Here is a 17875-nt window from a genome sequence, read left to right on the forward strand (position 1 = left end):
GGTTGCAGCGGCGGTGGATGTGGCTAGGCCGCGTCCACCTTCCGGTTGTTCAGGGCACGCTCGACCCGGGCGCGCTCCTCGGCCACCAGCCGCCGCAGTCCGGCGGGCAGGGAGTTGTCCGCCAGGAAGTGCTCGGCGCGGTCCAGGGCCTGACGGCTGATGTCCCAGGAGGGGTAGACCCCGCTCAGGGTGCGCAGGGCCAGTTCGGAGGACCACTTCCCCCACAGCTGCGGGGCGATCTCGAAGAAGGTCTCGTTGAACTGCTGGAGGTGCTCCGACGCGCCGGTGAACGTCAGGCCGGCGAGTTTGTGCCGCACCGCCAGGTTGGACAGCTCGTGATCCACCCTGGTGATCTCGTGGTAGACCCGGGCCTTGTTCTCGTCGGTGTTGACGGCCGCCGCGGCCCGCAGTGCGGACTGCTCACCGGTGGCCGAACGGTCACGGGCGGCCTCCTCGGCGATGGCTGCGTCGACGTCGTCGATCTCATCGTGGGCGATCAGTGCCGTCAGCGCCCACCAGCGCAGGTCGGCGTCCACGGTCAGGTTGGTGACCCGGCCGTCGAGCACCTCCCGGAAGAACGCGATGGCCTCCCCGGTCAGGGCGACCCGGGCCAGGGCCTGGGCGAAGATCAGGGCGCGTTCCGGCTCGGCACCGCGGGCACCGGCCAACAGTGCGTCAGCCAGCAGCTTCCGGCCGTGACCGGCGGCCCAGTCCGGGTCCGCGTAGCTACGCAGGGCCGTGGTCGCCTGTGCGAGGATCCGCTCGAGCACCGAGAACTCCGTTTCCGCGGCGGCACCGCGGGTGACCAGGGAGACGAACTCGCGGGCCTTCATCCGGCCGTCGCGGGTGGCCTCCCAGGCGGCCGACCAGCACAGGGTGCGTGCCATCGGATCCGCGATGCGGTCGATGTTGTCGATGACGAACAGCTGGGACTCGCCGTCCAGCTCCATCAGGCAGTAGGTCAGGTCATCGTCGTTGACCAGCACCAGATCCGTGGCTTCCTCCCCGATCAGCTCCGTCACGCTGGTCGACGCCCCGGTCACGTCCAGCTCGACGCGGCGGGTGCGGCTGACCGTGCCGTCGCCGGCGGGGTTCCGGGAGTACAGGCCCACGGCGATGCGGTGGGTGCGCAGTTCCTCCGCGCCGGGCCGGGCACCGGACTGCCGGACGTCGAACCGGGTGTAGCGGCCGTCCTCGACCTCGAAGTCGGGACGCAGCCGGTTGATGCCCGTGGTGCGCAGCCACTGGTCCGCCCAGTCGGACAGGTCGCGGCCCGAGGCCTCCTCGAGTGCGCCGAGCAGGTCATCGAAGGTGGCGTTGCCCCAGGCGTGGTTGACGAAGTGGCGGCGCACCCCGGCGAAGAAGTTCTCGCGGCCCACGTAGGCCTGCAGCTGCTTGAGCACGCTGGCGCCCTTGGCGTAGGTGATGCCGTCGAAGTTCTGCTCGACGGTCTCGATGTCGCTGGCGTCGGTCGAGATCGGGTGCGTGGACGGCAGCTGGTCCTGCTGGTAGGCCCAGGATTTCTCGATGTTGGCGAAGGTGACCCACGCGGTGTCGTACTCAGTTTCCTCGGCCTGCGAGATCGCGGCGGCCCAGGTGGCGAAGGATTCGTTGAGCCACAGGTCGTCCCACCACTCCATGGTCACCAGGTCACCGAACCACATGTGCGCCAGTTCGTGGAGGATCGTGTCCGCCCGGCGCTCGTAGCGGTAGTGGGTGGCCTGGGAGGAGAAGACGTAGGCGTCGGTGATGGTCACGCAGCCGACGTTCTCCATCGCCCCCATGTTGTACTCCGGGCAGAAGATCTGGTCGTACTTGCCGAAGGGGTAGGCGACGCCGAAGTTCCGGTGGTAGAAGTCGAAGCCCTGCTTGGTCTCGGTGAACAGGCGCTCGGCATCCAGGTGCTGGGCCAGGGACTGACGGGCGTAGATCCCCAGCGGCACCTCCAGGGTGGTCGGCTGGTTGTCCGGGGTCTCGTCGTGGTGGACGAGCAGACCCTGCCAGCTGTCACGGACCTCGTGGTAGGGACCCGCGCAGACGGCGACCAGGTAGGTGGAGATCGGGGTGGGCACCCGGGAAACGTGGGTGTCGTGGTCCGTGCCCTCCTCGATCTGCTGCGGGGCGTTGGCGATGACCTTCCACCCCTTGGGCGCGTGGACCGTCAGATCATAGGTGGCCTTGAGGTCGGGCTGATCGAAGCAGGCGAACACCCGCTTGGCGTCCGCGGTCTCGAACTGGGTGTAGAGGTAGACATTGTCATCGGCCGGGTCGACGAAACGGTGCAGCCCCTCGCCGGTCCGGGAGTACGGGCAGGTGGCCACGACCTCGAGGGTGTGGTCCCCCGGCGTCAGACCGGGCAGCGTGATGCCGGCGGTTTCGTCATAGGCGCCGTCGGCGAGGGTGAGGGCCGCGGCACTGATGTCGCGGCCGTCGAGCAGCACGCTGTGGATCCGGTTGGCGCGCAGATCGATGAAGGTGTCGCCGGTGTCCTTCGCGGTAAAGGTGACCACCGTGGTGGACCCGAATTCAGTCTCCCCCTGATTTAAATCCAGGGTGATGGCGTAGTTGTCCACGTCCAGCAGCGCCGAGCGGGCCATCGCTTCTGTGCGGGTGAGGTTGGTTGAGGTCATGAAAACTCCTTGTAACTACGACGACTGGCTCTGGCCGCTGTGACGCGGCCACTGACATAAAGCCTAATCCGCACCTACTCTGGAGGAAGTGGGCCACTGTTGATGTGACCCCGAACAGCTCTCAGCAACAAAGACCTATAGGAGTTCGCCCGTGTCCGAGAACGTGACTTTCTGGTTCGATGTGTCCTGCCCCTTCGCCTGGCAGACCTCCCGTTGGATCAAGGAGGTGGAGCAGGTCCGCGACATCGCCGTGGACTGGACCCCGATGTCACTGGCGGTGCTCAATGACGGCCGAGAGGAGCTGCCGGAAGAGTACAGGGAGAAGATGAAGGCCAACTGGGGACCGGCCCGTGTCTTCGCCGCCGTCAAGACCGAGCAGCCGGAGAAGGTCGGTGACCTCTACACCGCGATGGGCACCATCGTCCACGCCGGGGGAGAAAGCGGCAAGGCGGACTACGGCGCCTACGACGACGTGATCAAGCGGGCCCTGGACGAGGTGGGCCTGGACGCCAAATACGCCGCCTATGCCAACACCGGGGAGTGGGACGACAAGCTCAAGGAGTACCACCAGGCCGCCATCGACTCCGTCGGTGATGACGTGGGTACCCCGGTGGTCAAGCTGGGCGACACCGCCTTCTTCGGCCCCGTGATCACGCGCGTGCCCTCCGGCGAAGAAGCCGGGGAGATCTTCGACGCCTCCGTCCGCCTGGCGCAGTACCCCTACTTCTACGAGATCAAGCGGTCCCGCACGGAGGATCCGCAGGTGAAGTAGTTCACCGGGTATCGCGGATAGCGCCCCGCAGAAAGGTTCTGAAGGGCGCCTGCCGTTAAAACCCGGCGGGGTTGCGGGGACCGGGTTTCGAAAGAGGTTGACTGTCGGGGGACAAGCAGCTGACTGAACGGTCGCGATCGGCTCTGAATGGCTATCCTCGAGGTAAAGCACCTGTTGCCATCGAGGCAGCCGGAGAAAGGAGCCGACCGTGACTCCCAGAGAAATCGCCCCCCGAGTTCTGTCTTGGGCGAGCATCCTCGATGACGCCACCGCGCAGCAGGCCATTGCGCTGGCCGAGCTGCCCTTCGTCACCCCGCACATAGCACTGATGCCCGACGCCCACTTCGGCCTGGGCTCGGCCGTGGGCACGGTCATCCCGACCGAGGGCGCCGTTCTCCCCGCCTCGGTCGGGGTGGACATCGGCTGCGGAATGATCGCCGCCCGCACCCGCTACACTGCCGAGGACCTGGGCAGGATCGAACTGACCGAGCTCCGCGACCAGATCGAACGCGCCATCCCGCTCTCACCCGGCAACTACAACCGCAAGGTCCATCACGGCCACACCAGGCAGCGGGTGGAGCAGCTCGAACAACAGGCCGAGCGGGAGGGCGTGGACCTGAGTCATTCGCCGAAGTGGCGTGAGCAGCTGGGGAGCCTGGGCGGCGGTAACCACTTCATCGAGTTGTGCCTGGATGAACAGGACCGGGTCTGGTGCTTCCTGCACTCGGGCAGCCGCGGCGTGGGCAACAAGATCGCCCAGAAACACATCAAGATCGCGCGGACGGAATCAGAGAAGGGCAGCATCGCGCTCGCCGACCGGGACCACGCCTACCTGCTGGAGGGCACACCAGAGTTCGACGCCTACCTGCGCGAGCTGCACTGGGCACAACACTTCGCCCTGCTGAACCGGGAGGAGATGATGGACCGCTTCGTCGATCAGCTGGCCCGGCTCATGGGTGATGACGCCACTGAGATCGAAGTGGAGCGGGTCAACACCCACCACAACTACACCGAGAAGGTGGGCCTGGCCGGACAGGAGGTGTGGCTCACCCGCAAGGGGGCCATCAACGCCGAGCTCGGTCGCCCGGGTCTCATCCCCGGCTCCATGGGAACCCGCTCCTATGTCACCCGGGGGCTCGGCAACGAACGCGCCCTCTATTCCGCACCACACGGGGCCGGTCGCACCATGTCGCGCACCCAGGCGAAGAAGCGGTTCACCGCCGAGGATCTGGACGCCCGGATGAGCGGCATCGTCTACCGCCCGGGAAAGCAGTGGGTGGACGAGATACCGGACGCCTATAAACCCATCGACCAGGTCATGGAGGACGCCGCCGATCTGGTGGAGATCGTCCATGAGCTACGCCAGGTGCTCAACGTCAAGGGGACGTAAGCGCTGGCGGCGGCCACGCACCGAAGGCCCAGGGCAGAGCCGCTGACCTTTCCGAATGCTGGTGAGTTACGCATAATGGGAGGTGGGAAGTCCGTGACACTACGAGACCTCAAACTTCCAGGAGGAAGCACAACATGTTCGGAACCACGATCACTGCCATCGTCATCGCCGCACTGGCCGGTCTGGCGACCTTCTACAGCTGGGACCGCAACAAGGGACTGTCCGCGGTGCTCGCCATCGTCACTGCGGTCGCTTCTGCGGTCGCGATCCTCTTCGCCTTCGTCGGAGCGCTGGCAGTGATATTCAAGATCCTGCCGATTGTGCTGCTGGTCTTCGGCCTCTGGCTGATCTGGCGGGTGTTCCTCAAGAAGTCGGACTCCGCTGAGACCAGGGAACGTGGTTATTCCACACCGGCACAGCGCTAACAGTCCTCGGTGACCGACAGGCCCCGTGAAGGCTGAGTGAAGATCACCGCACCCCACCCGGGACCGCATCGGTCCCGGTTTTTCCTATCGGTCAATGCTGCAGTAGATCCAGGAGCTGCTGACGCAGCTCGGCCTTGCGTCCGGCGTGCTCACCCTGTTCGTCCTCCATGCGCGGACGCGGGATGTCGATCCGGATGTCCGCGATGACCGTGGAATCCGGCGAGGGGGCCATCACCAGGACACGGTCGGCGAGCAGGATGGCTTCCTCGACATCATGCGTGACCATCACGACGGTGCGGCGGGAAGCCTCCCACACCTGCAGGAGTTGGAGTTGCAGTTGCCGGCGGGTGAGGGCGTCCAGGGCCCCGAAAGGTTCATCGAGCAGCAGGATCGAGGGATCGATCGCAAATGCCCGTGCCAGTCCGACGCGTTGCTGCATGCCGCCCGACAACCGGGCGGGACGACGCTCAGCGGCATGGGAGAGATTGACCTTCTCCAGCCACTGCGTCGCGATAGTGCGACGCTCCGACGATGAATACTCCGGACGGGCGGACTTCAGACCGAATTCGATGTTGCCGCGGGCGGTCATCCAGGGCAGGAGGGCGTGATTCTGAAAGACCATGCCGCGGTCCGCGCCGGGCCCCGTGATCACCTCATCACCGGCGGACACGCTCCCGGTGGAGGGAAAGCTCAGGCCCGCGACCATGGACAGAATCGTTGATTTTCCACAGCCGGACGGGCCGAGGAGACAGACGAATTCGCCTTCCTCGACGGTCACTGACGTCGGCGCAATGATGGTGGTCGTACCGTAGGATTTGGTGATCTCGTTGATGGTGACGGTGGAGTCAGTCATAGCGCACAACCTTCTGTAGAGCTGCGATGAGGTGATCGAGGATCAGGCCGGTCAGCCCGATGATCACGATGGAGACGACAATCGCGTCGATGTCGAGCCGGTTCCACATGTTCCAGACGAAGAAACCGATGCCCTCACCGCCGACGAGCATCTCCGCCGCGATGATGACGAGCCACGATGTCGACAGCGACAATCGCAACCCGGTGACGATGCCAGGCAGTGCGGAGGGGAGCATCACATAGGCCACCTTCGACCACCACGGAGTACCGAGCGTTGCAGTCAGCTCGAGGTAGGTGGGGTGGATAGTGCGGACTGCGTCGATGGTGTTGACCAGTGTCGGCCACAGCGCGGAGAGAACGATCACGAAGATGGCGGTGCGTTCGGCATCGCTGAGCAGTGCCAGGCCCAACGGCAGCCAGGCCAGCGGTGACACCGGCCGCAGGATCTGGACCATGGGATCAACAGCCCACCGCAACGTGGTGGACCGACCGAGGACAAAGCCCAGGGGCACCGCTATTACCGTGGCGATCAGGAAGCCGATCAACACCCGCCGCAGGCTGGCCAACAGATGCCAGAAGATTCCCTGGCTGGCGGGACCGTCGCGGTAGAAGGGGTCCGACAGCAGCTCGATGGCGCGGTTGCCGGTGCGGGCCGGCGTGGGGGCGAGGTTGGAGAGCCAACCTGCGCCGGCAGCCAGCTGCCACAGGCCGATGAAGGCGGCGAGCAGGACCACACCGAGGATGCCGGCGTTGCGTGGTTTGGGGGTCGACTTCACTTCTTCGTCAGTTCCTTGCGTAATTGCGGGTCGGGTGAGCGGGATCGAAGAGCTGGCCGTTGATCATCACCGGCCCGCCGTCCACCGGGACCCCAGCGGGCAGCACCGATCTGGCTGCCGCAGTGATAGCGGCATCATCGAGGGACAACGGGCTTGCGCTGGACAGGTCCCAGCGGGCGATCTGGGCGGCCATCCAGGTCATGGCGGTGAAGCTGGTGGAGTCGCCGAAGGACATGTAGTCAGGATCGCTGATCTGCTCGCCGTCCCAATCCAGGTACTTGCCGGCAAGCACCGGGGAGATCAGGGAGGCAGGCTGATTGAGGTATTTCTCCTGCGCCAGGATATCCACCACCTCCCGGTGGCGGCCCTGATCATTGGCGAATGCGGAGGCCTCGTCTAACGCGGCCACCAGTGCCTCCGCCCGGTCGGGGTGCTCACCGCGCCACTGTTTCGCGATCGCCAGGGAACAGCAGGGGTGGCGGTCCCAATGCTCCCGGGTGGCGGTAAATATCCTGCCCGCTCCAATCTGCAGGGCACGTTGATTGAACGGCTCCGCGACAATGAAGCCGTCGATGCCCCCGACCTCCAGCTGCGCCACCATGTCCGCGGGGCGCAGCAGCCGCAGCTCCAGGTCGCGGACAGGATCTACGCCACCAGCGGCCAACCAGTCCCGCAACAGCATCGCGTGGATGGAGTACTCGAAGGGAATGGCCATGACCGTGCCCTTGAGGTCTGACGGCTGCCGCGTGTGGGGATGCAGGTCATTAGCCAGCACGATGGCATTGCCGTTGGTGTTGAGAGAAAAGCTCAGTTCCGTGGGTCGGCTGCCATGGGTGACACCGGCATCAATCGCCAACGCCATGGGCGAGAGCATGTGGGCCACGTCGAGTTCGCCGGTGGCGTAGGCACTCCAGAGGTCTGCCCAACCGGCGTACTTCTTCAACTGGACGTTGACGCCGTGTCGCGCAAAGATTCCGGCCGCATCAGCCAGAACGAGGGGAGTGGCGCAGGCGATCGGCAGGTATCCGATGCTCAGCGGGATAGCTGCAGCACCGTCCCCCGATGTCCCTGGTGCCTCACAGGAGGTGGTTCCGAACGCAAGGGATCCCAGGACCGTCGCGGAGAGTCCGCGCAGGAAGGTTCTGCGGGTGAGCTGCGACATCAGCGTGAAAAACCTCGTTCAAAACTAGACTGCTTGTTCTGTGAATGATGTAGACTGCTTGGTCTTTTGGGGTGCTCTGGAACTATAGCCAATCGAATGTGCAACAGTCCATTGAGCAGGGGGTCTGTAGCGATTCTGCGGCTATTTCCGGAGCATTTCCATGAATAAAAATAGGGGTAGGATGGGCAGACCATGCGGTTCATATGGCAATCTGGTCGTGTTATCGTCGTTGGCGTAAGCGACACAGTCACCAGTTATTGAATGGAGATCCAATGTCTGACCTGACCCCGAACCACAAGGACGGCGAGGCGCTCGCCCCGATCGACGCTGACAAGCTCGAGGAAATGGCGCAGAAGAACATCGACAACCCCGCCGGTGGCAACAAGAAGATCAAGACCCACACCGAGGCCGACGGTCAGTTCCGTAACTACACCAAGGTCCGTGACCTGGAACCGATTCTGGTTTCGGAGCCCCCGAAGTTGTTGGGAGATGACTCCGCCCCCAACCCGACCGAGGTCGCACAGGCTGCCCTGGCCGCCTGCATCTCCGTGGGTATCCAGGCCATCGCCACCCACCGCGGTGTCACTCTGACCAAGATCGACATCGACATCGAGTCGGACATCGACATTTCCCCGACCTGGGGCGTCGGAGACCTGGCCGAGGACAAGCGCCCCGGCGTGTCCAACGTCGAGGTCTCGATCGACCTCGAAGGCGATGCCGACCGCGAGACCCTGGACCAGATCCAGAAGGACGCCGTCGAATGGTCTCCGGTGGTCAACACCTACACCCGCCCGGCGAAACTGACCTCCAAGCTGGTCTAGACACCGATCCCGCCCCCCACTTCACCCCCAGCATCACCCGGAAGGTATCGATGACGACCGTGACCAATCCCGAGGCTCCCAGTATTCAGCAGCTGCTCCCGACCGCGCTCCGCGAGACCGTCGCTGAGCGGGCGAAGCAGGTGGACAAGGCGGAGCTTGACGCCCGCTACATTCTGCCGATGCTGGGGGATGAGAACCTGATCGGTGGCTCGCTGCCGGAGATCGCCCAGGCGATCCGGGAACTCGCCGCAGAGGACCTGTCCACCGCCTTCACCGTCTGGGCACAGCGGATGACGTGGGAGTACCTGCGTTTCGGCGGCACGGACTATGCGCTCACCTTGGCCGGCGCACTGGCGAAGGGGGAACGCCCCGGTGTCACCGGTATGGCCCCCGTCCTCAAGGAGTCCGCAGGCGCCGGCGAGATTGCCCTGACGGCGGCGCCCGTGGAGGGGGGCTACCGCGTGACTGGCAAGCTCAATTGGGCCTCGAATCTCTATGACGACGCCGTACTGGTCACCGGTGCGAAAACTCCGGACGGCACCCGGCTTATCTTCGCAGTGGAAGCGGGGCAGGAGGGGATGGCCTTCGGTAAACCCTTCGGGTTGCTGGGTCTGAACGCCACTGCTTCGGCATGGGTGACCTTCGAGGATCTCTTCCTGCCTGAGGCACAGATTCTCACCGATAACATCAATGACTTCGTCCCGGCGGTCAAGCCGGTGCTGGCATTGCTCCAGGTTTCCGAATGCCTGGGCCTCTCCGAGGCCTCGGCTGCTGCAGCCGAGGGGCGGATCAGCGGGATCAATGAGACCTTCCGGGAGGATCTGGACAAGATCATCGCCGGTAACGCTGACCTGGCCAACCGGCAGGTTGAGGTCATCGACCGCTTCCTGAACCGCGAGCTCAACGCCACCGAAGTGCTGGAGCTGCGACTGGATGCCGCGGAACTCGCGGTGGCCGCTGCGAATGTGGAGGTGCGCGTGGCCGGCGGTGCCGGGTACGCCAAGAGCTCGTCGACCTCGCGTCGATTCCGCGAGGCGGCCTTCATCCCCGTGCAGTCTCCTTCGGAATCCCAGCTGCGGTGGGAGCTGTCGCGCGCGCGGACAAAGGCTTAACGGATAGAATGGCTGGCATGCGCGTATATCTTGGAGCAGACCATGCCGGATTTGAGACAAAGAACATCATCGTTGAGCACCTGAAGAAGCAGGGGCACGAGGTGATCGACTGCGGTGCCCTGGAATATGACGCGGCCGATGATTACCCCGCCTACTGCATTGAGGCCGCCAGCCGGACCGTCAACGATCCCGGTTCGCTGGGCATCGTTCTCGGTGGCTCCGGTAACGGCGAACAGATCGCCGCCAACAAGGTCAAGGGTGCCCGCTGTGCTCTGGCCTGGTCCCCGGAGACCGCCCGGCTGGCACGTGAGCACAACAATGCCCAGCTCATCGGCATCGGTGGTCGCATGCACTCCGAGGAGGAGGCGCTCGCCATCGTCGACGCCTTCCTGGAGCAGGAGTGGTCCCGGGAAGATCGCCACCAGCGCCGTATCGATATCCTCACCGACTATGAGCGTACGGGTATTGCCCCGGCACTGCCGGAGAACTAGTACGGCCAAACAGCCAGCTATTTCGGGACCGACGCCGAGACCGTTTCGGCTGGAACAGCCATTCACCCCGGCACTGAGCAGGTGCCGGGGTGAATGGTTTTCAGGTGGAGCCGTTGGTGGGTGGAATCACGCCGCGGTTCCGCTCCAACGCCTGCGCATGCCTTGCCAGTTCCGGAAACCCACCCGGTCAGATGCACATCGAGCAGCCGCGACGGTGGACAAGGAAAGCCGGCCACCGGGGGAGTGAGCCCCGGCAACCGGCTTTTCGATCAGTTTTGGTGCGGGTCTAGAAGTCGAAGTCGAAATCACCGAACATGCCGTCGAAGAAACCGCCGCCGTCGTCTCCGCCACCCATGTCGCCCATATCGCCGCCGGCATCACCGGCGTCTCCGCCCATGTCCTCACCACCGCCCATGTCCTCACCACCGGTCGGTTCGACGCCCTCCCCGGCGCCACTGGCGAAGTCATCGGCTCCATAATTGATTCCGGCCATGCCGGAGAACATCATGGAAAACATCATCATCGAGCTGGCGGTCCACATGCCCGAAGCCAGGGCGCTGGCCCACCAGGGGGAGGAATACCAGCCGGCCGGGACCGGACGGCCGGCGACATTGCCACCGGGGTAGTAGTTCGGCGTCTCGTCGGAGGCCACGGGAGAGGCGGTGAGGGTCTGGCCGTCATGCTCAATGGTGCGGCGCTCAGTGACCTTACCGGCGTTGCGCTGCCCTTCCAGCGGCGGCAGCTCAGGGCCGGCGGTCATCCCCATGATCTCGCGGGCGGCATTCATGTAGTGCAGCCCCTCCAGTGCAGATTCCCGCGCCAGATGGGCCTGCTTCGCGGTGTTCGCGGTGGAGATCTGGGAAGACGCCGCGTTATAACGCTCAGAGGCGTCCGCGATCGCCTGGGTGGAGGCGGCGTCATTGCCGGCGATGGTCAGCACCTGGGAGCCCAACCGCTCGATCCAGCGGCGGGCGTCAGCGCGCGCGTCCTCCAGCTGGCGTGCCTCTGCTATCTCCTGCTGCTTCTTTTTGTTCCGGTTCATCACCACGGCGGCGACGACACCGAGCACGATGAGGAGAAGTAGTAGTTCCACGAGTTCAATCACTCCGTTGACAGGCAGGGGTGGACAGGTTGCGAGGCTTCTAGGCTTCTTTAATGACAACGCTACAGGTCCCTGAAAAGTTCCGGGTCTGAATCTGTCCCGGGCTTGCCGGGCACCCGGAAATGGCGGATGCTGACCGGCACCCGGGCCCGTGGTTTTCACTTTTCGGTTGTGGTGCGTTACACTGCTTAACGCACACCGACTTCACCTACGTGAAATCGGTCGTCAGGGGAATGTCGTATAGTGGCTAATACCTCAGCCTTCCAAGCTGATGACGCGGGTTCGATTCCCGTCATTCCCTCTGGTTAATGCCCTGCACATGATTGTGTAGGGCATTTTCGTATTTTACAGGTGGGGGAGAAAGTGGGGGAGACGTGGGGTAAGGGTCCCGCACTGCCGCAGGGGATTCCCGGGGCCACGACGCTGCACTCGGCAGGCTCTGTCAGGGGACGCCTCTCGTTGCGTTAGGGGACACGGACCACGGTAATATTCCGGTAAAAACGCTGCTCAGGTGGTTATCGAAAAATTAGTGTGCCCCAATGCAACCCTATTTTTTCTGCGGCGGCTAGAATCTGGACTCGTGCTGTTCTCCCCATGGAGAAGAGTCACGGGGCGTGGCGCAGTTTGGTAGCGCACCTGCTTTGGGAGCAGGGGGTCGCAGGTTCAAATCCTGTCGCCCCGACGTATGGGCCAACCGGCCCTGACAGACGATTTCAATGTGATCCAGGAGAGTTACTCGTGAAGAGTTCCGTCGAGAAGCTGAGCGACACCCGCGTGAAGCTCACGGTTGAGGTCCCGTTCGAGGAGCTCACCACCGAGATTGACCAGGCCTACGCAGCCCTCGCGCAGCAGGTCAGCATCCCCGGTTTCCGCAAGGGCAAGGCTCCGCGCCAGCTTATCGACGCCCGCATCGGTCGCGGCCCGATCCTCGAGCAGGTCGTCAACGACATGCTGCCGAGCCGCTACGAGCGCGCCTGCCAGGAGAACGAGCTGGTCGTCATCGGCCAGCCGAACATCGACATCACCAAGATCGAGGACAACGAGTTCGTCGAGTTCACCGCCGAGGTCGACATCCGTCCCGAGTTCGAGGTGCCGGACTTCTCCGCCATCAACGTCGAGGTTCCGGCGATCAAGGTCGACGACGCCGCCGTCGACGAGGAGCTGGACAACCTCCGCGCCCGCTTCGGTGAGCTCAAGGACACCAAGCGCAAGCTGAAGACCGGCGACTTCGCCGTCATCGACCTCAAGGCCACCGTCGACGGCGAGGTCGTGGACGAGGCCTCCACCGAGGGGCTGTCCTACGAGGTCGGTCAGGGCGACCTGATCGATGGTCTGGACACCGCTCTGCGCGGCATGAAGACCGATGAGGACAACGAGTTCACCGCCAAGATGGCGGCCGGCGAGCACAAGGACAAGGAAGCCACCATCGCCGTCCACGTGCAGCAGACCAAGGAGCGCAAGCTTCCGGAGCTCGACGACGAATTCGCCCAGATGGCCTCCGAGTTCGACACCATCGAGGAATTGCGCGAATCCACCAAGACCCAGGTGGAGGAGTCCAAGAAGAACCAGCAGGCCGCCACGATCCGTGACGAGGTGCTGAAGGTCGCTCTCGGCGAGACCGAGTTCGCCCTGCCCGAGTCCATCGTCGACGAGCAGGTGCACGCTCAGATGCACCAGCTGCTCGGCCAGATGGCCCACGACGACGCGGCTCTGGCTTCCGTCCTGGAGTCCCAGGGCACCACCCGCGAGGAATTCGACGCCCAGACCCGCAAGGACGCTGAGGAGGCAGTGCGCACCCAGCTGTTCCTGGACACCCTGGCAGAGCAGGAGAACCCGGAGGTCTCCCAGCAGGAGCTGACGGATCACATCCTGTTCACGGCGCAGTCCTACGGCATGGACCCGAACCAGTTCGTCCAGCAGCTGCAGCAGTCCGGCCAGATCGCCAACCTCTTCGCCGACGTCCGGCGCGGCAAGGCCCTGGCTTCCGCCATCTGCCGTGTCAACGTCAAGGATGACGAGGGCAACGAGGTGGACCCCAAGGAGTTCTTCGGTGACCCGGAGACCGACGAGGAAACCGAAGGCGCAGAGTCCGCTGAGACCACCGAGCAGACTGAGGATTAAACAGTACGCTTGTGGTTGTTGAAGGAAGGGCCCGGCAGGTATTGCCGGGCCCTTCCGGCTATCCACCTGCCGTGCCGCTCCGGTGGTGAGCTTCCTGTCCGATCCTGTTCGGCCCCGCGAGTCGGGTGCCGGGGAGGTGGCTGGGGTGTTCGACGCTGACAGCGAACAAAGGGGCGGTTTTGAAGAACCGGCAGGTAACCTGGATTCCACTGAGACAAAGAAGATTGTAGGAGTTGTATTCCATGACTGATCAGATCCACATGACGGCACCCGGGGCCGGGACCGGCTTCGGCAACGACATCTACGACCGGCTGCTGCGTGAGCGCATCATCTTCCTGGGAAGCCAGGTCGATGATGAGATCGCGAACAAGCTCTGCGCGCAGATCCTGCTGCTGTCTGCGGAGGATCCGAACCGCGACATCTCGCTCTACATCAACTCTCCCGGTGGCTCGGTGACCGCAGGCATGGCGATTTACGACACCATGAAGTACTCGCCCTGCGATATCGCCACCTACGGCATGGGCCTGGCGGCCTCCATGGGGCAGTTCCTGCTCTCCGGCGGCACCAAGGGCAAGCGTTTCGCGCTCCCGCACGCCCGCATCATGATGCACCAGCCGTCCGCCGGCGTCGGTGGTACCGCCGCTGACATCGCCATCCAGGCGGAGCAGTTCGCCCAGACCAAGCGGGAGATGGCTCAGCTGATCGCCGAGCACACCGGGCAGACCTTCGAGCAGGTCACCCAGGATTCGGACCGTGACCGCTGGTTCACGGCGCAGCAGGCCCAGGATTACGGCATCGTCGATCATGTGATCACCCTCGCCGAGGGCCCGATCAGCAACTAAGGCACACGAACCAAAGGAGATTAAGAATATGAGCAACGGATTCCAGATGCCGACCTCCCGGTACGTGCTGCCCTCGTTCATCGAGCAGTCCAGCTTCGGTACCAAGGAGACCAACCCCTACTCGAAGCTCTTCGAGGAGCGGATCATCTTCCTGGGCACCCAGGTCGACGACACCTCGGCCAATGACATCATGGCGCAGCTGCTGGTGCTCGAGGCCCAGGACCCGGACCGCGACATCACCCTCTACATCAACTCGCCCGGCGGCTCCTTCACCGCGTTGATGGCGATCTACGACACCATGCAGTACGTCCGTCCGGACGTCATGACCGTCTGCCTCGGGCAGGCCGCCTCCGCCGCAGCGGTGCTGCTGGCGGCCGGCGCCCCGGGTAAGCGTGCCGCACTGCCGAACGCCCGCGTGCTGATCCACCAGCCCGCCACCCAGGGCACCCAGGGCCAGGTGTCCGACCTGGAGATCCAGGCTGCGGAGATCGAGCGCATGCGCAAGCTGATGGAAAACACCCTGGCCGAGCACACCGGCAAGACCGCCGAGCAGGTTCGCATCGACACGGACCGTGACAAGATCCTGACCGCCGAAGAGGCCCAGGAATACGGCATCATCGACCAGGTCTTCGATTACCGTAAGCTGCGCGGCTAACATCCGATAGCTACGAATTGAGCACGCCCGCCCGGAAGAATCCGGGCGGGCGTGCTGCTGTTAGGGCTCAGAGCTCCCGCAACACCCGCGGCAACTCATTGCGGGTCCGTACCCCGAGCTTCCGGTACACCCGGGTCAGGTGATACTCAACGGTCTTGGAGGACAGAAACAGTTCACGTGCCACCTCGCGGTTGGTGGCTCCCTCGGCCACCAGCTTGGCGATCTCCTGTTCCTGTGGGGTGAGCCCGCCGGCCCCGGTGACACGGGTACCCAGACCGCCGGCCCGGCGCTCCCGGTTACAGCGGTTGACGAACTCGGTGGCCCCCATGGCCTCGTACACCTCGCCCGCCCGGGTGAAGATGTCATCGGCCTGCCGGCGTCGGCCGAGACGCCGCAGTACCCGGCCGTACTCATAGAGGATCCGGGACTGGTATGAGGGCATCGCGAGAGTCTCGATCATCTCCAAGGACTCCTCGAAGACCGTGATTCCGCCCTCGATGTCACCGCGTTGCATGAGGATGCCCGCACGCGGCACCCCCAGTTTCGCATGCACCGAAGCGATACCGGAACCAGCGGCCGCCTCCTCTGCCTTGGTGGTGACCTCGTCGGCCTCGTCGATGTGCCCTGCCTGGATCAGCTGCTGGGCCCAGACGTCCTCCCAGGGCCAGAAGCCAGGCTGGGAGATGTTGATCTCCGCGTTGATGGACTCCAGGGTCCGACCGACCCGCATCGCGGTGGGCATGTCATTGTCCAGGTTGGCCAGCAACAGGCGGCACATCGCGGAGGGGACCCGCTGGATGGTGAAGGCGTCATGGCTGAAGGTCAACCGGTTGACGTAGCTGCGGGCCAGATCCTTCTCACCGCGGTACGCGGCGATCGATGCTCCGGTCCACAGCAGCAGTGGCTCGAGGAACCGGATGCCGTAACGCTCGGCACGGGACAGTCCACGCTCCACGGCCCGGACCCCGGATTCCCACTCGCCGAGGATGAAGTACGTCCGGGCGAGCCAGGCGTCCATCCACAGACTGATGCGTTCGGAGCCTTCCGCACCGGAATAGCCCTGCAACCGCTGCCGGGCGCTGACCGGATCATCATAGACCAGCGAGAGCCAGCCGATCGCCATGTTACGGCGCTGCGCGAGGATCGGGGTCTCACCCGGTAGGGGAGAATCCTCGGGGACCCGGCCCTGCAGTGCCCCTTCACCGATCAGCGAGATATATTTGGCCTCGATCTGGGTGGGGGAGCCAGGCAAGGCCCACTGGTCGGTGATGCCCGCCCATTTGACCAGCTTTTCCGGCTGCCAGGAGTTCAGGTAGAGCAGCACCTTGCGGGAGGCTACCCGGGCCCGCATCTCCGGGTCCTGGCTGTTCTGCTCGTCCAAGGTCCGCCACGCCCGGTGGATGTGGCCGGAGGCTTCACTGCGGCGTCCTTCGTGCAGCCCCAGATAGCCGCGCATGGAATCCACCTTCACGTCTTCGGTGCCATGCCCCAGGGACCCGGCGTACAACTTGGCCTGCGGCAGGTCGGATGCGGCGATGAGGGCCTCGATGCCGTCCAGGTGGCGGTCGTGGGCGTCTTCGGGGCGGGAGGACAGTTGTGAGGACAGCTCATAGGCCCGCGCGGCCTTGCGCCAATGCCCGGCCGCGCCGAGCTGCAGTCCCCGGGCCGCCAGTTGCGCGGCGATCTCATCATCGCTGCCGGAGATACTCAGCGCCTGGTGCAGCAGGGAAGAGTCCAGATCATAGTGGTCACTGTAGAAGGCGGCTGCCTTCTGGTGCAGCAGTGTCGCCTGCTGTGGCCCCGTTCTCGCCTGGACCACGGCGCGGTCGGTGGCGTGCCGGAAGGTCAGGTGGTTCTCCCCGAATCTCGGGAGGGTCTCGAGGAGGTCCAGTTCCACGGCGGCGTCGATGGTGGCCGGGGTGTCGGGAAGTTCCACCAGCTCCTGCAGCAGTTCCGGGGTTCCTCCGTTGGGCAGGATGGCCGTCGCGGTGAGCACCAGTTCCAGTCCGGGGGTCAGTGGGTGATCCCCGATCCGTCGGCGCAGAGCCGCCCGCCAGGTGTTGGGGACCGGGACTTGGGGGTCGCGGTCACGCCAGTGATCCGCGGGGGCGGCGTGCAGCACCTCCCGGATCAGGTTCGGCCGGCCGCCGGTCAAGTTCCGCAGCTCGGCGGCGGCGAAAGGCGCCAGATGGGCCCCCACTTCGGCCAAGGCCAGGGCCCGCACGTCCTCGACGTCCAGTGGGGCGATGGTCAAGGCGACGTCGGCAAGCTCGCGCAGGTCCGTCGTGCTGGGACGGCCTCTGGAAACCTCGGTGTCGGAGGCGGTGAAGATCAGGGCCATGCGGCCCTGCTTCATCGTCGCGGAGGTCTCGATGAGTTCCTGGATCGTCTGTTGGTCAGCCCAGTGCACGTCATCGACGACGATGGCGGTGGCAGCCCCCTCGACGTCGACCAGCGAGCGCAGGTCTCCCTCGTGACCGGCACGGTCCAGGATGTGGTGCAGCAGTGCGCCCTGGTTCTCGGCGAGCCAGGACAGGGCGGTGACCCGGATGCCGGCCCAACCGGGCAGGGACTGCACCAGTTCGCGCACCAGCCGGGACTTTCCGGAACCACCGGGGCCGGTGACCACACAGAGTAATCTGTTTCCGGGTTCCAGGTTCCGTACCATCTCGGTGACCTTGCGAAGTGATGCGCGAGTGGTCTGTTGCGGAGTATGAGATGCGT

15 protein-coding genes and 2 tRNA genes are annotated in these 17875 nt (G+C 64.6%); 11 read left to right on the forward strand and 6 right to left on the reverse strand.

The window, feature by feature from the left end:
• Positions 1 to 23: 23 nt before the first annotated feature.
• Positions 24 to 2630, reverse strand: coding sequence for an aminopeptidase N (pepN, locus tag ACQCVD_RS05665; RefSeq protein WP_426822745.1), 2607 nt, complete (start codon positions 2628 to 2630; stop codon positions 24 to 26).
• Positions 2631 to 2781: 151 nt separating this feature from the next.
• Between pepN and ACQCVD_RS05670 the strand changes: the two genes are divergently transcribed.
• The 3 genes from ACQCVD_RS05670 to ACQCVD_RS05680 all read left to right on the forward strand — a co-directional run bounded on the left by ACQCVD_RS05670 (position 2782) and on the right by ACQCVD_RS05680 (position 5217).
• Entirely contained in the window at positions 2782 to 3402 is a 621-nt protein-coding gene (locus ACQCVD_RS05670; protein WP_426822746.1) for a DsbA family protein, read from the forward strand.
• Positions 3403 to 3610: 208 nt separating this feature from the next.
• Entirely contained in the window at positions 3611 to 4792 is a 1182-nt protein-coding gene (locus ACQCVD_RS05675) for an RtcB family protein (protein ID WP_426822747.1), read from the forward strand.
• Positions 4793 to 4926: 134 nt separating this feature from the next.
• Positions 4927 to 5217 (forward strand): hypothetical protein, encoded by a 291-nt coding sequence (locus tag ACQCVD_RS05680; protein WP_426822748.1) that lies wholly within the window; start codon positions 4927 to 4929, stop codon positions 5215 to 5217.
• Positions 5218 to 5308: 91 nt separating this feature from the next.
• Here ACQCVD_RS05680 and ACQCVD_RS05685 read toward each other — a convergent pair whose 3' ends face one another.
• The 3 genes from ACQCVD_RS05685 to ACQCVD_RS05695 are packed head-to-tail and all read right to left on the reverse strand — an operon-like array spanning position 5309 to position 8007.
• The gene (locus tag ACQCVD_RS05685) at positions 5309 to 6070 is read right to left on the reverse strand and encodes an ABC transporter ATP-binding protein (protein ID WP_426822749.1); all 762 of its coding nucleotides are present in this window, start codon (positions 6068 to 6070) and stop codon (positions 5309 to 5311) included.
• Positions 6063 to 6845, reverse strand: a complete 783-nt coding sequence (locus tag ACQCVD_RS05690) for an ABC transporter permease (protein WP_426822750.1) — start codon at positions 6843 to 6845, stop codon at positions 6063 to 6065. Before ACQCVD_RS05690 ends, ACQCVD_RS05685 begins: the two co-directional genes overlap by 8 nt.
• Positions 6846 to 6852: 7 nt before the next feature.
• Positions 6853 to 8007 (reverse strand): ABC transporter substrate-binding protein, encoded by a 1155-nt coding sequence (locus ACQCVD_RS05695; RefSeq protein WP_426822751.1) that lies wholly within the window; start codon positions 8005 to 8007, stop codon positions 6853 to 6855.
• A gap of 272 nt (positions 8008 to 8279) precedes the next feature.
• Between ACQCVD_RS05695 and ACQCVD_RS05700 the strand changes: the two genes are divergently transcribed.
• The 3 genes from ACQCVD_RS05700 to ACQCVD_RS05710 are packed head-to-tail and all read left to right on the forward strand — an operon-like array spanning position 8280 to position 10431.
• On the forward strand, positions 8280 to 8828 hold the full coding sequence (locus ACQCVD_RS05700) for an OsmC family protein (RefSeq protein ID WP_426822752.1): 549 nt from the start codon (positions 8280 to 8282) through the stop codon (positions 8826 to 8828).
• Between the two features lie 50 nt (positions 8829 to 8878).
• Positions 8879 to 9940 (forward strand): acyl-CoA dehydrogenase family protein, encoded by a 1062-nt coding sequence (locus tag ACQCVD_RS05705; RefSeq protein WP_426822753.1) that lies wholly within the window; start codon positions 8879 to 8881, stop codon positions 9938 to 9940.
• A 17-nt stretch (positions 9941 to 9957) separates the two neighbouring features.
• Positions 9958 to 10431 carry a ribose-5-phosphate isomerase gene (locus tag ACQCVD_RS05710; RefSeq protein WP_426822754.1) on the forward strand — a complete coding sequence of 158 codons (474 nt, stop codon included), beginning with the start codon at positions 9958 to 9960 and terminating at the stop codon, positions 10429 to 10431.
• 286 nt (positions 10432 to 10717) lie between these two features.
• Here ACQCVD_RS05710 and ACQCVD_RS05715 read toward each other — a convergent pair whose 3' ends face one another.
• Complete coding sequence (locus tag ACQCVD_RS05715; protein WP_426822755.1) at positions 10718 to 11524, reverse strand: DUF1542 domain-containing protein; 807 nt, start codon at positions 11522 to 11524, stop codon at positions 10718 to 10720.
• Between the two features lie 238 nt (positions 11525 to 11762).
• Here ACQCVD_RS05715 and ACQCVD_RS05720 point away from each other — a divergent pair.
• From ACQCVD_RS05720 to ACQCVD_RS05740, 5 genes are all read left to right on the forward strand, one after another.
• A tRNA-Gly gene (locus ACQCVD_RS05720) sits at positions 11763 to 11834 on the forward strand.
• Between the two features lie 307 nt (positions 11835 to 12141).
• Positions 12142 to 12215: transfer RNA gene (locus tag ACQCVD_RS05725), tRNA-Pro, on the forward strand.
• Positions 12216 to 12271: 56 nt separating this feature from the next.
• Positions 12272 to 13654, forward strand: a complete 1383-nt coding sequence (tig, locus tag ACQCVD_RS05730) for a trigger factor (protein WP_426822756.1) — start codon at positions 12272 to 12274, stop codon at positions 13652 to 13654.
• 242 nt (positions 13655 to 13896) lie between these two features.
• Positions 13897 to 14496, forward strand: a complete 600-nt coding sequence (locus ACQCVD_RS05735; protein ID WP_426822757.1) for an ATP-dependent Clp protease proteolytic subunit — start codon at positions 13897 to 13899, stop codon at positions 14494 to 14496.
• A gap of 28 nt (positions 14497 to 14524) precedes the next feature.
• Complete coding sequence (locus tag ACQCVD_RS05740) at positions 14525 to 15151, forward strand: ATP-dependent Clp protease proteolytic subunit (RefSeq protein ID WP_426822758.1); 627 nt, start codon at positions 14525 to 14527, stop codon at positions 15149 to 15151.
• A gap of 67 nt (positions 15152 to 15218) precedes the next feature.
• On the opposite strand, the gene ACQCVD_RS05745 is transcribed toward ACQCVD_RS05740, so the two are convergent.
• Positions 15219 to 17780 carry a LuxR C-terminal-related transcriptional regulator gene (locus ACQCVD_RS05745; RefSeq protein WP_426822759.1) on the reverse strand — a complete coding sequence of 854 codons (2562 nt, stop codon included), beginning with the start codon at positions 17778 to 17780 and terminating at the stop codon, positions 15219 to 15221.
• Positions 17781 to 17875: the final 95 nt, after the last annotated feature.

Origin of the sequence: Corynebacterium halotolerans (assembly GCF_050107895.1) — a bacterium.
Classification (GTDB): Bacteria; Actinomycetota; Actinomycetes; order Mycobacteriales; family Mycobacteriaceae; genus Corynebacterium; species Corynebacterium halotolerans_B.